This window comes from Amycolatopsis sp. cmx-8-4 (genome assembly GCF_046548675.1).
Taxonomy (GTDB): Bacteria; Actinomycetota; Actinomycetes; order Mycobacteriales; family Pseudonocardiaceae; genus Amycolatopsis.
In genome coordinates this window covers 1-19,225 of sequence record NZ_JAEBDZ010000035.1, presented here as the reverse complement: position 1 = coordinate 19,225, position 19,225 = coordinate 1, and the positions used below count along the sequence as shown (strand labels likewise).

6 protein-coding genes are annotated in these 19,225 nt (G+C 73.7%); 2 read left to right on the top strand and 4 right to left on the bottom strand.

Annotated features, from left to right (window positions below):
• Positions 1-9 precede the first annotated feature (9 nt).
• Complete coding sequence (locus tag ACLJQZ_RS41660) at positions 10-2,859, top strand: BTAD domain-containing putative transcriptional regulator (RefSeq protein WP_410626476.1); 2,850 nt, start codon at positions 10-12, stop codon at positions 2,857-2,859.
• 101 nt (positions 2,860-2,960) lie between these two features.
• Here ACLJQZ_RS41660 and ACLJQZ_RS41655 read toward each other — a convergent pair whose 3' ends face one another.
• On the bottom strand, positions 2,961-3,191 hold the full coding sequence (locus ACLJQZ_RS41655) for a hypothetical protein (protein ID WP_410626474.1): 231 nt from the start codon (positions 3,189-3,191) through the stop codon (positions 2,961-2,963).
• Positions 3,192-3,371: 180 nt separating this feature from the next.
• Between ACLJQZ_RS41655 and ACLJQZ_RS41650 the strand changes: the two genes are divergently transcribed.
• Positions 3,372-4,652: a helix-turn-helix domain-containing protein gene (locus ACLJQZ_RS41650; RefSeq protein WP_410626472.1), complete on the top strand. Its 1,281-nt coding sequence runs from the start codon at positions 3,372-3,374 to the stop codon at positions 4,650-4,652.
• A gap of 266 nt (positions 4,653-4,918) precedes the next feature.
• Here ACLJQZ_RS41650 and ACLJQZ_RS41645 read toward each other — a convergent pair whose 3' ends face one another.
• From ACLJQZ_RS41645 to ACLJQZ_RS41635, 3 genes are read right to left on the bottom strand one after another with little or no spacing between them, the layout of a single operon-like run.
• Entirely contained in the window at positions 4,919-16,435 is an 11,517-nt protein-coding gene (locus ACLJQZ_RS41645; RefSeq protein WP_410626470.1) for an amino acid adenylation domain-containing protein, read from the bottom strand.
• 11 nt (positions 16,436-16,446) lie between these two features.
• Entirely contained in the window at positions 16,447-17,643 is a 1,197-nt protein-coding gene (locus ACLJQZ_RS41640; protein ID WP_410626468.1) for an MFS transporter, read from the bottom strand.
• 38 nt (positions 17,644-17,681) lie between these two features.
• Positions 17,682-18,854: a cytochrome P450 gene (locus ACLJQZ_RS41635; protein WP_410626466.1), complete on the bottom strand. Its 1,173-nt coding sequence runs from the start codon at positions 18,852-18,854 to the stop codon at positions 17,682-17,684.
• Positions 18,855-19,225 lie beyond the last annotated feature (371 nt).

The following is a 19,225-nucleotide window of genomic DNA, read 5'->3' as shown; positions in this document are numbered from 1 at the left end:
AGGAACAGTGTGAGTTCGACGAGCGTGCCCTCCGGCGAGCAGCCCGTCTACCGGATCCTCGGCCCCTTGGAGATCCGGGACGTCGCCGGTGGCGAGCTCCGCATCCCGCCCGGCCGCCAGCAGATCGTGCTCGCCACGCTGCTGGTCGACGCGAACCGCGTGGTGAGCCTGGACCAGCTCATCGAGGCCATCTGGTACGACGATCCCCCGGCGACGGCGCGGACGCAGGTGCAGATCTGCGTCTCCCGGCTGCGGCGCGCGCTGGCCGACGCCGTCGGCCCCGACACGCTCGTGACCCGCGGCCCCGGCTACGAGCTGCTGGTGGCCGACGGGCAGCTCGACGCCCGGACGTTCGCCGAGCTGGTCTCCGCCGCCGCCGAGCAGACCCGCGCGGGCGCGCTCGAAGACGCGTCCCGGCTGCTCGACGCGGCGCTCGCGCTGTGGCGCGGCCCCGCGCTGAGCGGCACCGGCAGCCGGCTGCTGGAGGCCAAGGCCAGCCACCTCGAGGAGCAGCGCCTCAACGCCCTCGAAGCCCACTTCGACCTGGGGCTGCGGCTCGGCCGGCACCACCAGCTGATCGGCGAGCTGGCCAGCCAGGTGACGGCGAACCCGCTGCGCGAACGGCTGCGCGGCCGGCTGATGCTCGCGCTCTTCCGATCCGGGCGCCAGGCCGAGGCGCTGGAGACCTACCGCGCCGGCCGCGAGCTGCTCGTCGACCAGCTGGGCCTCGAGCCCGGGGACGAGCTGCGCCGGCTGGAGTCCGCGATCCTGGCCGACGACGCCGGGCTGCGCCGGAGCCCGGCACCCGAGGCGCCCGCGGCCCCGGCGCACCCGCCCGTGGTGCCGTTCCAGCTGCCGACCGACATCGCCGACTTCACCGCCCGTGACGCGCTCATCGAGCAGACCGAACAGCTGCTGCTCGGCCATCCGGGCCGCCGCGCGACCCCGGTGGTGGTGCTGGCGGGCAAGCCCGGCGTCGGCAAGACCGCGCTCGCGGTGCACATCGCGCACCGGATCGCCGACGACCACTGCCCCGACGGCCAGCTCTACTGCGACCTCGGCGGGACCCGCGCCCACCCGGCCGACCCGCTCGACGTGCTCGGCCGGTTCCTGCGCGCCCTCGGCGTCCCCGGCCCGGCGGTGCCCGGCTCGGTCGACGAACGCGCGGAGATGTACCGGCACCGGCTGGCGGGCAAGCGGATGCTCGTGGTGCTCGACGACGCCGGGTCGGAGCGCCAGGTCCGCGACCTGCTGCCGGGCACGGCCAGCTGCGTCGTGCTGGTGACCAGCCGCGTCCGGCTCACCGGGCTGGCCGGCGCCGGCGTCCTGGACGTCGACGTGCTCGATCCGGACCAGGCGACCGGGATGCTCGCCATGATGATCGGGGCGGAGCGGGTGGCCGCCGAACCGGCCGCCGTCGACGCGCTGGTCCGGCTCGTCGGCGGGCTGCCGCTCGCGCTGCGGATCGTCGCCGCCCGGCTCGCCGCGCGGCCGAGCTGGTCGCTCGCGTGGATGCTGGAACGGCTGTCCGACGAACGCCGCCGGCTCGACGAGCTCGCGCACGGCGAGCTGATGGTGCGGGCCAGCCTCGCGCTGACCTACGACGGCCTGGCCGCCGACGCCCGGCGCCTGCTGCGGCTGCTCAGCGCCCTGGACCGGCTCAGCTTCCCGGTGTGGGTGGCCGCGGCGCTGCTGGAGGTCGACCCGCTGCAGGCCGCCGACCTGCTCGAACGGCTCGTCGACGCGCAGATGCTGGAGATCTCGGCGGTCGAGCGGGACGCCAGCCCGCGCTACCGCTTCCACGACCTCATCCGGCTGTTCGCCCGCGAGCAGCTCGACGAGCACGAGCAGGCGAGCGGCCGCCGGGCGGCGCTCGCCCGCGTCGCGAGCGGCTGGCTGGGCCTCGCGTGCGAGGCGCACCACCGGATCTACGGCGGCGACTTCACCGTGCTGCACGGCTCGGCGCCCCGGCTGCGGCCGCCCGACGGCGCCGTCGACCGGATCCTGGCGGACCCGCTGGTGTGGTTCGAAGACGAGCAGGACAACCTGTGCTCGATCGTCGCGCTGGCCGCCGAGGCCGGGCTGGACGAGCACGCCTGGGACCTCGCCGTCACGATGGTCGCGCTGTTCGAGAACCGCTGCTACTTCGACGACTGGGAGCGCACGCACCGGCAGGCCCTGACCGCCGTCCGCGCGGCGGCCAACCGCCGTGGCGAAGCGGCTTTGCTGTGCTCACTGGGTTCCCTGCACCTGAGCCGCGCGCACCCGGACGCCGCGGCCGAGCCGCTCGCCCGCGCGCTGGCGACGTTCGAAGACCTCGGCGACGCCCACGGCAAGGCGATGGCGCACCGCAACCTGGCCCTGGTCGACGAGGCCCGCGGCGCGGACCCGCAGGCGCGGTTCGAGCGAGCGCTCATCGAGTTCCGGGTGGCCGGGGACCCGGTCGGCGAGGCGTACGTGCTCGGCCGGCTCGCGCAGACCGAGCTGGACGCGGGTGACGAGGACCGGGCCGGGACGTACCTGGCCGAGGCGCTGCGGATCTGCGACCGGACGGGGACACCGCGCGTCGAGGTCCAGCTGCGGTACCGGCTGAGCGGGCTGATGATGCGCCAGGGCCGGCACGAGGAGGCCGCCGACGTGCTGACGGAGCTGCTGACCCGGGCCCGCGCGGCCCGCGATCTCGCGGGCGAGGCGCGCATCCTGCACCGGCTGGGCCTGGTGCACGCGCAGCTGGGCCGCCGCGACACGGCGGAACGGCTGCTGGTGGAGGCGTTGGAGCTGCACGAGCGGATCACCGGTGGCGCACCCGATGACGGGGTGCGCGCCGACCTGGCGGCATTGCAGGCGCTGTCTGGGTGACCGGTTCGCCCGGCTTGCGTGCGGTGCCGGTTGTCGTGAGTGGCAATGAGGGTTCTAACCCGAATTACCACTCACGACGGCGTGGGCGGCGACGGCCGGGGTCACCACGGGGTGTCGGACGCGGTGCCGGTCCAGGGCGTGTCGCCGGTGCCGGTCCACGGGGTGTCCGACGGCGCCGCCCAGGGGGTGTCGGCCGGGCCGGTGCCCCACGGCGTGTCGCCGGCCGTCGCCGGCCACGGGGTGTCCGCGGGCGCCGCCTGGGCCGTCGTGGCGGCGAGGACCGGGAGGAGAACCGCCGCGGCGATCGCGGTGAGGGCCGGGAGAATACGCACCGTCGTCTCTCTTTTCGTTCGTGAGCTGATGAATTACTGCGCTACCTGCCCCACCGACGTTAGGAAAGCTCGGCATCGCGCCGCTATCGCGTGGGTGTCACAGTCGTTATCGTCCGGGTTATCGCCCCCGCAGTGGCTCCGTGATACCGCCGGGATAGCCGTGCTCACGATGCTCGTCCCATGGCGGAAACCGCATCCGGACAGCCGGGCCCCGTGATCGGGAACGGCGCTGACAGGAACGGACGATTCGTGCAGCGGAAATTCGGTGAACTGCTGAAGGCGCATCGCACAAAACGCGGTGCCACCCAGCGTCAATTGGCGGACCTGTCCACGGTGAGCATTCGCGCCATCCGCGATCTCGAGTCCGGGCGGGCGCACCGGCCGCGCCGGGACACCGTGCGGCTGATCGCCGACGGCCTCGGCCTGCGGGGCCGCGAACGCGCCGACTTCGAGGCGGCCGGCTATCACGTCGCGGCCGGCGACCTGCGGCTCCGGTGCGCCGACCCGGCACCACCGCCCACGCCCCTGGACGCGCTGCTCGGCCGTGATGAAGAGGTCGCCGCCGTCCACGAGCTCCTGGCCGCGGGCAGCCACCGGCTGGTGACCATCACCGGGCTGGGCGGCGTCGGGAAGAGCCGGCTGGCCCAGGAGGTCGCGGGCGGCGTGCACGAATCCGGCGGCGTCCTCGTGCTGTGGTCGTCCGAGCGGAACCCGCTGCTGAGAACCGGCGGGCCGGCCGGCCCCGGCGACCTCGCCGTGCTCATCGGCGACCGCCCGGCCCTGCTGGTCCTCGACGGCCACGAACCGGACCGCGTCCGGCTGGACGATCTGGCCGTCCTGCTGCGCGAATGCCGCGGGCTGCGGGTCCTCGCCACCGCCCCGGCGCCGTTCGGCCTGCCCGGCGAGCGGGTCTTCCCGCTGACGCCGCTCGCCGTCCCCGAGCCCGGCACCGACGACCCGGTCGCGCTGGCGGCGGTGCCGTCGGTCCGGCTGCTGGTCCGCGAGGTTCGCCAGGTCCGGCCGGGGTTCACCCTCGACCGGACGACGGCCGCGGACGTCGCCGCGCTCTGCCGCCGTCTCGACGGCATCCCGGCCGCACTCGAGGCGGCCGCCTGCTGGTTCCTGGTCTACGAGCCGGCGGCCGTGCTGGAGCACGTCCGGACCGACCCGTTCGCTCTGACCGCGGACCACCTGCCGGGCCTGCGCGACACCCTCGACTCGGCGGTCCGCGGCCTGGACGCGGCCGAGGTGTCCCTCCTGGCCCGCCTGACGGGCCTCGACGCGGGCTGGTCGGTGGTCGACGTCGCGGGCCTGACCGGAATCCCGGCCGCGGCCGGCGCCCGGTTCGTCCGCCGTCTGGTCCAGCACGGCCTGATCCGCCCGGCCGGCCCGGACCGCACCCGGTTCCGCACCCTGGACCTGGTGAACGCCCTGGGCCTGGACCACCGCCTGGCGGTCTGACGAGACTCCGCCGGGCTGGGGTCGTGAGTGCTCAGCGGGGTTGGGGCCTGCTTTTGGTGACCTCCCGGGTTCCGGCTGCCGCTGCCGGGTCTGCCGCGGCTTGTCGTGAGTGTTTAGGAGGGTTCTAACCCCCCTGAACACTCACGACCGGTACTGGTGTGGCGCATGTGACTTCTGGTGCGGTGGCTGGGTACCGGGCCTGCTTGGCGCGGACCGGCGAGGTTCCGGTCGTGAGTGGTGAGTCGGGTTCTAACCGCCCTCAACACTCACGACCAGCCTGCCTCGGCCAGCCTCGCCGCCACGACGGGGCCGATCCCGGCCAGCGATCCGGGCCGCATCAGCTCGCCGTGCCGGGCCGCGACTTCGTGCACCGCCAACCGCCCCTCGACGTACGGCTCCCACATCGACGGCGACGGCGAACCGGCGTGTTTCCCCTCCGTGGCGCGGAAGAACAGGACATCCCCGGCGAACCCGCTCGGCCGGTGCGTCCGGGCGAGCGTGCTGTTGTGCGCGAACACCTCCGGCAACGCGTCCACCGCCCCCGGCGCCAGCGCGGCCAGCGGGCTGCCCTCCGCGAGCAGGATCGAGCGGAACTCCGGCAGCTCCAGCGGCGCCGAGTCCGGCCGAGCCGACAAGTCGTGGCCGAGCGAGCCCAGCAACGCGGCGAGCGGCTCATCCGAAGGCGCAGCACCGCTCGGCGGGTAGCCGTCCAGCATCGCCAGCAACCCGACCTCCTCGCCCTGGGCCTGCAGCTGCGCGGCCATCGCGTGCGCGACCTGCGCGCCGAACGACCAGCCCAGCAGGTGGTACGGCCCGTGTGGGCGCACCCGGCGGATCTGCTCCAGGTAGTCCTTGACCAGCTCGTCGACGGTGCCCGGCCGGCGATCGGGCTGGGTCAGGCCGCGCGACTGCAGCGCGTACACCGGCCGGTCGACGTGCGCCAGCAGACCCGAGTACACCCAGCCGATGCCCGCCGCCGGGTGGACGCAGAACAGCGGCGCCCCCGCGCCGTCCGCACGCAGCGGCAGCAGGACGGCCAGCTCGTCGCGGTCGGTGCCGGTGGCCGTGCCGGTACCCAGCCGCCGCGCCAGACCGGCGACGGTCGGGGTCTCGAACAGCACCCGAATGCCCAGCTCAGCGCCCAGTTCCCGGCGGATCAGGCTGATCAGCCGCCCGGCGAGCAGCGAGTGGCCGCCGAGGTCGAAGAAGCCGTCGTCGACCGACACCTCGGGCACGTCGAGCACCTCGGTGAACAGCCCGCAGAGCGCGCGCTCCAGCGCCGTCCGCGGCGCGCGGCCGGCCGCGACGACCCGGGCCGGAGCGGGCAGCGCCGTCCGGTCGAGCTTCCCGTTCGGGGTCAGCGGGAGGTCGTCCAGCACGACGATCGCCGACGGCACCATGTTCGCGGGCAGGAACGCCTCGGCGTGGGACTTCGGCGAGACGCCGGACTCCGCGGCCAGGTACGCGACGAGCCGGTCGTCACGCAGCACCGTCACCGCTTGGCGGACGCCGGGGCAGCGACCGAGCACGGCGTCGATCTCGCCCAGCTCGATCCGCACCCCACGGACCTTGACCTGCTGGTCGGCCCGGCCGAGGAAGTCGAGCCCGCCGTCGCGCCGCCACCGCACGACGTCGCCGGTGCGGTACATCCGCTCCCCCGGCCCGCCGAACGGGTCCGCGACGAACGCGCCCGCGGTCAGGCCCGGGCGGCCGAGGTAGCCGCGCGCGAGCCCGGCCCCGGCCAGGTACAGCTCCCCCGGAACCCCGGCCGGCACCGGGTTCAGCCGGCGGTCCAGGACGTAGACCCGGGTGTTCGGCACCGGCCCGCCGATGCCGGGCGGCCCGTCGCCGTCCGGCGTGACGTCGCCGCCGGTGGCCATCACGCTGCACTCGGTCGGCCCGTAGCCGTTGACCAGCCGGAAACCGTCTCCGGCCGACGGACGGCGCCGCAGCCGGTCACCCCCGGCGACGACGACCCGCAGGTCCGGGCCGGCGAACCCGGGCTCGTCGAGCATCAGTTCCAGCCGGGGCGTGGGCAGGAACGCCACGGTGATCCCGGACTCCGCGAGCCACTCGGCGAGGGCGCCGGTGTCGTCGAGCACGCGCTGCGCCGGCAGGTGCACCGACGCGCCCACGGTGAGCAGCGGCCAGGTCTCGAAGACGGTGGCGTCGAACCCGAGTGCGGCCACGTGCCCGCCTCGATCGGCGGCGGTGACGCCGAATTCTCCTTGGTACCAGGCACAAAGGTGAGCCAGGCCGGTGTGGTCGAGGACGACGCCCTTCGGCTTGCCCGTCGAGCCGGAGGTGTAGATGACGTACGCGGCGTCGCGCTGGCTGAGCGAGACCGGCGGCGCCTCGATCGGCTGGGCCGCGATGGCGGCGGCTTCGGTGTCGAGGCACAACACGCGGGCGGTGCCGGCCACCCGCGCGGCCAGCGAAGTGGTCGTGACGACGATCGGCGCGGCGGCGTCGGCGAGCATGTACGCCAGCCGGTCGGCCGGATAACCCGGGTCGAGCGGCACGTACGCGCCCCCGGCCCGCATCACGGCGAGCTGGGCGACGAGCAGTTCCGGCCCGCGCGGCAGGCAGACGCCGACGAGCGTGCCCCGCGCGATCCCGAGGTACCCCGCCAGCTGGTTGGCGCGCCGGTTCAGCTCCGCGTAGCCGAGTTCGCCGTCGTCACTCACGACCGCGACGCCCTCGGTGCGGGCGACCTGGTCCGGCACCGCGCGCCACGGGCCGAAGTCCACCGGGTCCGGCGCGGCCAGCAGCCGGCGTCGCTCCCCCGGCGCCAGCAGCTCCAGGCCGCCGATCGGGGTGTCCGGCGACGCGACCGCCGCCGTCAGCAGCCGGACCAGCCGCGTCACGAAACTGTCGACCGTGGAGCGGTCGAACAGGTCGGTGCGGTACGTGAGCCCGCCGCCGATGCCGGACGCCCGGCCGGGGTCCAGCTCGTGCAGCGACAGCGCGAGGTCGAACGCCGCGGTCCGCACCGCGACCGGCTCGCCGCTGACGCGCAGGCCGGGCAGTTCGAGGTCGGCGTCGTCGGCGTTCTGCAGCACGAACAGCACCTGGAACAGCGGGTGCCGGGCCAGCGACCGGGCCGGGTTCAGCTCGTAGACGAGCCGCTCGAACGGGACGTCCTGGTGCGCGAACGCGCCGAGGTCGGTTTCGCGGACGCGGGCGAGCAGCTCGCGGAACGTTGGCTCCCCCGCCGTGTCGACGCGCAGGACCAGGGTGTTGACGAAGAACCCGACGAGGTCGTCGAGGGCTTCGTCGGTGCGACCGGCGACCGGCGTGCCGATCGGGATGTCGTCCCCGGCGCCGAGCCGGCTCAGCAGGACGGCGAACGCGGCCTGCAGCACCATGAAGAGCGTGACACCGCCGTCGCGCGCCAGCTCTCGCAGTCCATTGTGGAGTTCGGCGTCGATCTCGACCGGCACCGAGTCGCCGTGGTGCTCGGCCACGGCGGGCCGTTGCCGGTCGGCCGGCAGCGCCAGCTCCTCCGGGAGCCCGGCGAGGCGCTCGCGCCAGTACGCCAGCTCGGCGCCGAGGATCGAGCCGTCGTCGTCCGGATCACCCAGGACGTCGTGCTGCCACAGGGCGTAGTCGCGGTACTGGACCGGTAACGGCGTCCACTTCGGACGCTCGTCCGCGCACCGGGCGGTGTAGGCGGCCGAGAGGTCGCGGACGAGCGGGCCCATCGACCAGCCGTCGCTGACGATGTGGTGCTGCACCAGCACCAGCACGTGGTCGTCCGCGCCGAGCGCGAGCAGCTCGGGCCGGAACGGCCGGTCGGTGGTGAGATCGAAGGTCGCGGCCGCCGCCGCGTCGAGTGCTTCGGACAGATCGGACTCGGCGATCGCGCGGACGTCCAAGGGAATCTCGGAGACGTCCAGGATCTGCTGGCACGGGCTGCCGTCCAGCTCGGGGAAGATCGTGCGCAGGGACTCGTGGCGGCCGGTGACGTCGGCGAGCGCGCCGGCCAGGGCCCCGCGGTCGAGCTGGCCGGTGAGCCGCAACGCGCAGACGACGGCGTACCCGGCGTCACGGCCGTGCAGCTGGTTGAGGAACCAGAGCCGGTGCTGGGCGTGGGACAGCGGGATCCGGTCGGGCAGCGGACGCGGGCGCAGCGCGGGCCGGACGGGCCGGCCGTGGTCGATCCGGGCCGCGAGCCCGGCGACGGTCGGCGCCTGGAACAGGTCCCGGATGCCCAGCTCGACGCCGAGCGCGGTGCGGGCCCGGCTGATCAGCCGGGTCGCCAGCAGCGAGTGGCCGCCGAGGTCGAAGAAGCCGTCGTCGATCCCGACCCGGCCGGCGCCGAGCAGCTCGGCGTACAGTCCACAAAGGATCTCTTCGGCCGGGTCCCGCGGCGCGCGGTACGAGCCGGCCTCCGCGTCCGGGGCGGGCAAGGCGCGACGGTCGATCTTCCCGTTGGGGGTCAACGGGAACTCCGGCAGCGCGACGACCGCGGCCGGGACCATGAACTCCGGCAGGACGGCCGCGAGATGGTTTCGGACGTCGGTCGCGTCACCGGTGTAGTACAGGACGAGCCGCCGGTCGCCCGGGACGTCTTCCCGCACGACGGTGACGGCCTGCGTGACGCCCGGGTGCCGGGCCGCCGCGCCGGCGACTTCGCCCAGCTCCAGACGTTGTCCGCGGAGTTTGACCTGGTCGTCGGTGCGGCCGAGGTACTCCAGCTCGCCCGCGTGGGTCCAGCGCACCAGGTCGCCGGTGCGGTACATCCGCGCGCCGGGGGTGCTCGGGTCGGGCACGAACCGTTCGGCGGTCAGGCCGGGGCGGTGCAGGTAGCCGTCGGCGAGCTGGATCCCGGCGAGCCAGAGTTCACCGGGCACGCCGGGCGGGACCGGGTCGAGCCGCCCGTCGAGCACGTACGCGCGGGTGTTCCACACCGGACGTCCGATGGGGACAGTGGATTCTCCGGAGGTGAAAGGATGATGACTCGCCTCGACGGCGAACTCGGTCGGTCCGTAGAAATTGGACAGTCGCGCGGGCAGCGTCGCCGCGCACCGCTCGGCCAGTGCCGGGGTAAGCGCTTCACCGCCGCAGAAGATCTGCCGCAGCGGGGTTTCGCCGGAGCCGGGTTCGGAGAGGAACGCTTCCAGCATCGCCGGGACGAAGTGCGCTACGGTGACGCGTTCGGCGCGGATCACGTCCCGGAGGTACGCGGGATCGCGGTGCCCGTCGGGCCGCGCGATCACCAGCGTCGCGCCGGTCAGCAAGGGCCAGAACAGTTCCCACACCGAGACGTCGAAGCCGGACGGCGTCTTCTGCAGCACCCGCTCGCCGGGGCCGAGGGGGTAGTCGGCCTGCATCCACGCCAGGTGGTTGACGATTCCGGCGTGCGACATCAGCACGCCCTTGGGCCGCCCGGTCGAGCCGGACGTGTAGATCACGTACGCCGGGTGGCTCGCGGTGATCGCGGGCAGCGGCCCGGCACCGGTGAGGCGAGTGTCCTCGGTCAGCACCAGCGACGGCCGCGCGTCGTCGAGAAGGAACTTGATCCGCTCGGCCGGGTAGCCGGGATCGACCGGCAGGTAGGCCGCGCCGGCGCGGTGGACGGCGTGGACCGCGACGACCAGGTCGAGCGACCGCGGCAACTGCACCGCGACGACGTCGCCGGGCCGGACGCCGTGGCCGCTCAGCGCCCTGGCCAGGCTCTCGATCCGGCCGTCGAGTCCGGCGTAGGTCAGCGACTCGCCGTCGAAGACCACCGCGGTCGCGTCCGGTGTGCGCGACACCTGCTGGGAGAACAGTTCCGGCAACGTCTCCGACGAGAGGGGCGCCTCGGTCGCCGTCCACTCCGTGAGCGACCGGCGGTCCACATCGGACAGCAGATCGATCCGGTCGACCGGGGTGTCCGGCTCGGCGACGACGACGGACAGGAGACGGACCAGCCGGTCGGCGAGTGCGTGGGCGGTCGCGTGGTCGAACAGGTCGGCGGCGAAGGACAGCGAGCCGGTGATCCCGCCGGCGTGCTCGGCGAGGTTCAGGCCGAGGTCGAACTTCACCGCGTCGGAGTCCAGGACCTCGGGGGTGACGTCGAGGCCGGGCAGGCTCAGGTCCGCGTCGCCGGTGTTCTGCAGGACCAGGAACACCTGGAACAGCGGGTGCCGGGCCAGTGACCGGGCCGGGTTCAGCTCGTGCACCAGTCGCTCGAACGGGACGTCCTGCCGGGCGTAGGCGGCGAGGTCGGTTTCGCGGACGCGGCCGAGCAGGTCGCGGAAGCTCGGGGCGCCGCTGGTGTCGGTGCGCAGGACGAGGGTGTTGACGAAGAACCCGATGAGGCCGTCCAGGGCCTCGTCGGTGCGGCCGGCGATGGCCGTGCCGATCGGGACGTCCTCGCCCGCGCCCGACCGGGTCAGCACGGTGGCGAGCGCGGCCTGCAGCACCATGAACAGCGTCACCTGCGCGGAGCCGGCCAGCGCGCGTAGCCGATCGCTCAGTTCGGCGCCGATCTCCACCGGCACCGAGTCGCCCCGGTGGGACGCCACCGCGGGGCGCGGCCGGTCGGACGGCAGCGGCAGCTCGTCCGGGATACCGGCGAGCTGCTCCCGCCAGTAGGCCAGCTGGGCGGCCAGCAGCGACGCCGGATCGTCGGCGTCGCCGAGCAGATCCCGTTGCCAGAGCGTGTAATCGCCGTACTGGACCGGCAGCGGCGCCCACTCCGGCGCGTGGCCGTCGCGGCGCGCGGTGTAGGCCTCGGTGAGGTCGTCGACGAGCGGGCCCATGGACCAGCCGTCGGCGGCGATGTGGTGCAGCGTCAGCAGGAGCACGTGGTCGTCCGGCGCGTCGGCGACCAGCGACGCGCGGAACGGCGGCTCGCACGTCAGGTCGAACGGCCGTGCTTCGGAGGCCGTCAGCTCCGGCCGCCGGCCGTCCAGGACCACCTGGTGCGGCTCGCCGTCGACCGACGGGAAGATCGTGCGCAGGACTTCGTGCCGCTCGACGACGTCGCCGAGGGCCGCGCTCAGCGCGTCCCGGTCCAGCTCGCCCCGCAGCCGCAGAGCGAGCGGCATGTCGTAGGCGCCGGTATCGTCACCGAACTGCAGGATGAACCACAGCCGTTGCTGCGCCGGGGAAAGCGGCATCAGCTCGGGTCGTGACATCGGCTTCAGCGCCGGTCGGGCAGCGTCCGCTGTGGACAGTCGCGGGGCGAGCGTGGCGACGGTGGGCGCGTCGAACAGGTCGCCGATGCCGATCTCCGCGCCGAACGCGGCGCGGATCCGGCTGACCAGCTTCGTCGCGAGCAGGGAGTGGCCGCCGAGGTCGAAGAAGCCGTCGTCGATTCCGACCCGCTCGACGCCGAGGACGTCCGCGAAGAGTCCGCAAAGGATTTCTTCACGGGCGTCACGCGGTTCCCTCGCAGCTCCGGTGACGAGGTCCGGCACGGGAAGAGCGTTGCGGTCCAGCTTGCCGTTCGGCGTCCTCGGCAGCTCGGCCAGCGTCACGAACGCCGACGGCACGAGGTGCCGCGGGACGAACGCCGCGACGTGGTCCCGCAGCGCGTCCGGGTCGGCGGCGCCGACGACGTAGGCGACCAGGCGCTGGTCGCCCGGCCGGTCCTCGCGCAGGACGACAGCCGCCTCGCGCACGCCCGGGTACTCGGCGGCGACGGCCGCGATCTCGCCGGGTTCGACGCGCAGGCCGCGGAGTTTCACCTGCTCGTCGGTCCGGCCGAGGTAGTCCAGCTCGCCGCCGGCGGTCCAGCGGACCAGGTCGCCGGTCCGGTACATCCGCGCCCCCGGCCCGCCGAACGGGTCGGCGAGGAACCGGTCCGCGGTCAGGCCGCCGCGGTGCAGGTAGCCGTCCGCGAGCTGCGCGCCGGCGAGGTACAGCTCCCCCGGCACGCCCGGCGGTACCGGGCTCAGCCGGCCGTCCAGCACGTACGCGCGAGTGTTCCACACCGGCGCGCCGATCGTCACCGGTCCGGTGCCGACGGCGTGGGCGGTGGCGTCGACGGCGACCTCGGTCGGGCCGTAGAGGTTGATCAGCTCGGCGGTCAACGTGGTCGCACAGCGGCCGGCCAGCGCGGCGGTCAGGACTTCGCCGCCGCAGAACACCTGCCGCAGCGCCGGGCAGTCCTCTTCGGACAGCCCGAGGATCCCGTCGAGGATGCCGGGCACGACGTACAGCACGGTGACGCGCTCGGCGCGGATCGTGTCGAGGAGGTACGCGGGATCGCGGTGCCCGTCGGGCCGCGCGACGACCAGGGTCGCGCCGGCCAGCAGCGGGCGGAAGAACTCGAGGACGGAGACGTCGAAGCTGGACGGCGTCTTCTGCAGCACCCGGTCGCCGCCGGTCAGCGGGTGCTCGGCCTGCATCCAGGCGAGGTGGTTGGCGATCCCGGCGTGCGACATCAGCACGCCCTTGGGGCGGCCGGTCGAGCCGGACGTGTAGATCACGTAGGCCGGGTGATCCGGGGTGAGGACGGGCAGCGGGCCGTCGCCGTCCAGGTCCGTGCCGGGGGTGAGGACCAGCGCGGGCCGGGCGTCGGCGAGCATGAACGCCACCCGGTCGGCCGGGTAGCCCGGGTCCACGGGCAGGTACGCCGCACCGGCGCGGTGCACGGCGTACACCGCGACCACCAGGTCGATCGAGCGCGGCAGCTGCACCGCGACGACGTCGCCGGGCCGGACGCCCTGGCCGCTCAGGGCCCGTGCGAGCCGGTTCACGCGGATGTCGAACTCCGCGTACGTCAGCGAGTCGCCCTCGAACACGACGGCGGTCGCGTCCGGCGTCCGCGCCACCTGCCGGGCGAACAGCTCCGGCAGCGTCGCGGCCGAGACCGGCGCCGCGGTGTCGTTCCACTGCGCCAGCTGCCGGTGGTCCACATCGGACAACAAGTCGGCACTGTCCACTCGCGACTCCGGGTTCGCGGCGACCACTTGCAGGAGACGCACGAGACGGTCGACGATGTCCTGCGCGGTGGCGCGGTCGAACCGGTCGGTGGCGAACTCGAGGCTGCACCCGAGCCCGGCGCGGCGGTCCTCGACCGTCAGGCCGAGGTCGAACTTGGCGGTGCCCGACACGGTGTCCCCGGCCGTCACGGTCAGCCCCGGCAGGCTCCACCCGTCACCTGAGGTTTCGCTGCCGAGGAAGGAGAGCAGCACCTGGAACAGCGGGTGCCGGGCCAGCAGGCGCGGCGGGTTGAGCTCTTCGACGACGCGCTCGAACGGCAGGTCCTGGTGGGCGAAGGCACCGAGGTCGGCGTCGCGGACGCGGGTGAGCAGCTCGCGGAACGTCGGCGCGCCCGAGGTGTCGGTGCGGAGCACGAGGGTGTTGACGAAGAACCCGACGAGGTCGTCGAGCGCCTCCTCGCCGCGACCGGCGACGGGCGTGCCGATCGGGACGTCCTCGCCCGCGCCGAGCCGGGTCAGCAGCAGCGCGAACGCCGCCTGGACGACCATGAACAGCGTGGCCTGGTTGTCCCGGCCCAGGGCCTTGAGCGCCGCGTGGGTGGCCGCGTCGACGTCGGCGGAGACGACGTCCTTGCGGTAGCTGGGGGTGACCGGGCGGGGCCGATCGGCCGGGAGCGCGAGTTCGTCGGGCAGCCCGGCGAGCGTCTCGGTCCAGTAGTGCAGCTGGCGGGCCGCCAGGCTGTCCGGGTCGGCCTCGTCGCCGAGCAGGTCGGCCTGCCAGAGCGCGTAGTCGGCGTACTGGACCGGCAGCGGCGGCCACGCCGGCGGCCGCCCGGCGAGCCGGGCGGTGTACGCGGTGGCGAGATCGGCCATCAGCGGGCCGGTCGACCAGCCGTCGGCGGCGATGTGGTGCAGGCAGAGCACGAGGACGGACTCGTCGCCGGCGCGGAACAGCCGCGCGCGCAGCGGGATCTCGCGGGCCAGGTCGAACGCGGCGCTCCCGGCCGCCTCGGCCAGTACGGCCGGCTCGTTCGGCGCGCAGTCGACGACTTCGAGCACCTCACCGGGCGGCAGGACGTGCTGCCACGGCTCGCCGTTCGCCACCGGGAACACCGTGCGCAGGGTTTCGTGGCGGGTGACGACGTCCCGGCAGGCGGCGGCCAGCGCGGCGACGTCGACCGGCCCGGTGAGCCCGAGGGTGAGCGGGATGTTGTACGCGCGGTCCTGGCCGTCGATCCCGGCGAGGAACCACAGCCGCCGCTGCGCCGACGACAGCGGCACGCGGTCCGGGCGCGGTCGCGGGGTGAGGGCCGGGCGGACCGGGCCGGGCGCCTGGGCGTCGAGAGTGGCGAGGATTCCGGCGACGGTCGGGGCGCGGAAGAGCGCGCGGACACCGAGTTCGGCGGTCAACGCCGTGCGGACACGGCTGATCAGCTGGGTGGCGAGCAGGGAGTGGCCGCCGAGGGCGAAGAAGCCGTCGTCGAGGCCGACGCTGTCGAGCCCGAGGACGTCGGCGAACAGGGCGCAGAGGATCTCTTCCCGGGCGGTCCGGGCGCCGCGGAAGGTCACCGGCGCGACCTCGGGAGCGGCTTCCGTCTCGACGGCTTCGACTTTTGCGAGTTCCAGAGTCCCGAGTGGACGGTCCGGATCGGACAGTGCTAGGTCGAGCAGGCGCACCAGCATGTCCGCCATTGCATCCACAGTGGACTTCTCGAACAGGTCGACGGCGTACTCGAACTGGCACGAGACGCCGTCCGCGTGCTCGGCGAAGACCACGCTGAGGTCGAGCTTGGCGGTCGCCAGATCCAAGGGAACCGGCTGGACGTCGAGGCCGGGCAGGGTGACCGCCGTCCCGTCGTCGTGCTGGAGGACGACCATGACCTGGAACAGCGGGTGCGCGGACCGGCCGGCGCCGAGGCGGTCGACCAGCCGGTCGAACGGGACGTCCTGGTGGGCGTAGGCGTCGAGGCCGGTGTCGCGGACCCGGGCCAGGAGTTCGGTGAAACCGGGGTCGCCGCTCAGGTCGGTGCGCAGGACCAAGGTGTTGACGAAGAAGCCGACGAGGTCTTCCAGGGCTTCCTCGCCGCGGCCGGCCACCGGGGTGCCGAGCACGATGTCGTCGCCCGCGCCCCAGCGGTGCAGCACCGCGGCCAGCGCCGCCTGGAGGCCCATGAACGGCGTGCAGCGCGCGGCGCGCGTCACCGCGACGAGCCGGGCGTGCACGTCAGCGGGGATGTCGATTTCGACGAGCCCCGCGGCGCCGGTCGTACCGCCGGTGCGGTGGGCGGGCAGGACCATGCGTTCGGGGATGCCCGCGAGCCGTTCGGTCCAGTAGGCGAGCTGGGCCGAGAGCAGGCTGTCCGGGTCGTCCTCGGTGCCGAGCACCTCGCGCTGCCACTCGCTGAAGTCCAGGTACTGCACCGGGAGCGGTTCCCAGTCCGGCGCCCGGCCGTCGAGCCGCGCCGTGTAAGCGCTTGCCAGGTCACGGCCGAGCGGACCGAGCGACCAGCCGTCGCAGGCGATGTGGTGCAGCACGAGCAGCAGGATGTGGTCGTCCGGGCCGAGTTCGAACAGCGTGACGCGCAGCGGGAGGTCCGCGGCGAGGTCGAAGGGCCGGGCGATCGCTTCGGTGAGATCGTCGCCGGACCGGACGTCGAAGATCAGCCGTGCGGCCGCGTCCACAGTGGACAGGACCTGCTGGCCGGGTACGCCACCGTCGACCGGGATGACGGTGCGCAGGATTTCGTGCCGGCCGAGGACGTCGGCGACCGCCTGCCGCAGCGCGCGGCGGTCGAGGCGGCCGCGCAGGCGCAGCGGGAACGGGACGTTGTAGGTCGCACTGGGGCCTTCCAGCTGGTCCAGGAACCACAGGCGCTGCTGGCCGAACGACAACGGACGCACGGGAGATCCCTTCACTGGGGCAGGCGCAGGGCCCGGGCCGCGAACACCGGACCGCCGAAGGCGAGCAGGGCGCTGCAGATCCAGGCGACGACGGGAGTGGTGAAACTGGCGATGGCGCCGGACACGGCGTAGGCGAGCGGCGCGCAGCCGATGCCGGACAGCGACACCATCGACATGGCGACGCCGAGGCGGTCCATCGGCGCGGCCTGCTGGTAGAGCGTCACCGCGGCCGGGCCGTTCTGCCCGGAGCACACGCCCAGCAAGACGGCCATCCCGGCCATCGCCCACAGCGACGGCACCAGGACCATGCCCAGCAACAGAACCGCGATGCCGATCCCGCTGCCGACGAGCCGCACCGAAATCGGCACGCGGTCGCCGAGCAGGGCGCCGAGCCCGGCGGACACCAGCGCGCCCGCCGCCCAGCAGGCGATGAGGAGACCGACCGCGGAAACCGCCCAGCCGCGTTCGATGACGACCTCGGGCAGGCCGGGGTTCATCGGCCACGCGAACGCGAAGTCCAGGCACAGCCCGGAAAGGAACAGCAACCGCAGCCGGCGGTCGGCGCGCAGCAGCTTGAGGCCGTCACCCGAGCGCCGCCACAGCGGAACGCTCGACACGGTGCGCGGCGCGTCGATCGCCTTCGTCGCCGGGGCGAGGCAGACGAGCGAAACCATGCAGCCGCCGCAGACCACGGCGAGGGCGACACCGAGGTGCCCGGTCGCGACCAGCCAGGCGCCGAACGGCGACCCGAGGATCGGGGCGAACCGGGCGACCATGGTGCGGACCGAATTCGCCGTGCTCAAGCGGTCCTTCGGGACCATGCGCGGCATGAGCGTGCCGAACGACGGCGACCCGAGCCCGAGCATCGCGCCTTCGAGCGCCGCGACGACGACCAGCAGCGTCACGGACTGCGCGGACAGCGCGACCACGACCGAGACGGCCAGCACGGCGATCCGCACCGACGTCGTGCGCAGCAGGACCGAGCGGGGCCCGAAGGCGTCGCAGATGACGCCGCCGAAGATCATCGCGAGCGCGCGCGGCACGGACTCGGCCAGGGTCACCCAGGTGACGGCGGCCGTCCCGCCGAGCTGGGCGGCGGCCCAGACGGCGGCGATGAAGAACACCTGGTCGCCGATCAGGGAGACGCCCTGGCCGGTGAGCAGGAGGCCGACCTTGCCCCACATCGCGGCGGGCCTTGTCTCTCGCACGGGTGCTTGTGTCATGGCTGGTGTCCGTTCCGTCGCGCTCAGCGGGCCCGCAGGCGCACCGGGAGGTGGTCGAAGCCGAAGTTGATGATCGAGCGGTTGTGCACCGCGTCGCCGGCCGGTTCCAGCACGGCGACCTGATCCAGCAGCGCGGCGTAAATCGCCTTCAGCTCGGCCTTGGCCAGCGGCGCGCCGACGCAGTAGTGCGCGCCGACGCCGAGGGCGAGGTGCCGGTTCGGCGACCGGTCGAGCAGGAGCTCGTCGGGCCGGTCGAACATCGTGGGGTCGTGGTCGGCCGACCACGTCCAGACGGCGACCTTGTCGCCCGCGTCGATGACGTGCCCACCGAGCTCGACCTGGGTGGTGGCGGTGCGCAGGACGTGCAGGCCGACGGAGGTGAACCGCAGCAGCTCGTCGGTGGCGAGGTCGAGGTCGGCGCCGTCGGCCAGCGCTTTCCAGAGGTCGGGGCGCTGCATCAGCGCGTGGACGCTCATGGCCGCGGTGTGCCGCACGGTCTGCACCCCGCCGACGACGATGTTGTCCAGGTTGAGCACGACGTCCTCGATCGGCAGGCGCCGTCCGTTGATGCGGTGGGTGGCGAGGGTGCTGATCAGATCGTCGGCCGGGTTCTTGCGCCGCTGGACGACCTTCTCGAACAGGTAAGGCAGGAGCTTCTGATGCCCGGCGCGGCGCGCGTCCGGCGTCTGGGCGAGGAAGGCTTCGTCGCAGACGGAGACGACCAGATCGCGATCGTCGCCGGGAATGCCGAGCAGATCACACATCACGACGAGCGGCACGGTGGCGAGGACGTCGACGAGATCGGCTTCACCCTGCTCGACAGCGCCCCTGACGACTTTCTTGGCCAGCTCGGTGATGCTCTGAGCCGCGCCGCGCACGCCCTTGGGCGAGAAGTACGGCAGGACGGGCGCCCGCAGTTCACGATGCCGCGGCCCGTCGGAGAGCGCCATCATCTTCCCGGCGCCGGCCGGGGTGCCACCGGTCCCGAGCAGCGATCCGCCGGTGGAGCTGAAGGTGGCCGCGTCGGTGAGGACGCGGGAGCCGAGGTCGTAACCGAGCACGGACCAGACGGCCCCGTCGAGCGCGTTTTCGGTGCGGTGGACGGGAGCCTGAGCCCGCAGATCGGCGACGATGCCGCCGACGTCGGGCCGGGCCCAGAGGCTGGGATCGGTCAGATCGACGGTGGCGGTGGACACGAGTGCCTCCTCAGGCGGGCATTTCCGGTGGTGCTGGGCGGGTTGCGCGAGCCGGGCGGTGCGACGCGGGTCCGGCGGGTCCGGCGGACGTAGCGCAGGCGCCGGTGGCGCCTGCCGCGCCTCGGGTGGGCAGCGATTAACGGTGTGGCGGTCTAACCGCCTAACCGTCTAACAGCTTGGTGGCCTAACTGTGTGACGGTCTGACCGTCTGACGGTCTAACCGACTAACGGTCTGGCGGTCTGGCGGTCTGGCGGTCTGGCGGTCTGGCGGTCTGGCGGTCTGGCGGTCTGGCGGTCTGGCGGTCTGGCGGTCTGGCGGTCTGGCGGTCTGGCGGTCTGGCGGTCTGGCGGTCTGGCGGTCTGGCGGTCTG

What these genes read in the sequence shown, in the direction of transcription:
- ACLJQZ_RS41650 (WP_410626472.1), top strand. Translation starts at nt 3,372, where the DNA reads ATGGCGGAAACCGCATCCGGACAGCCGGGCCCCGTGATCGGGAACGGC.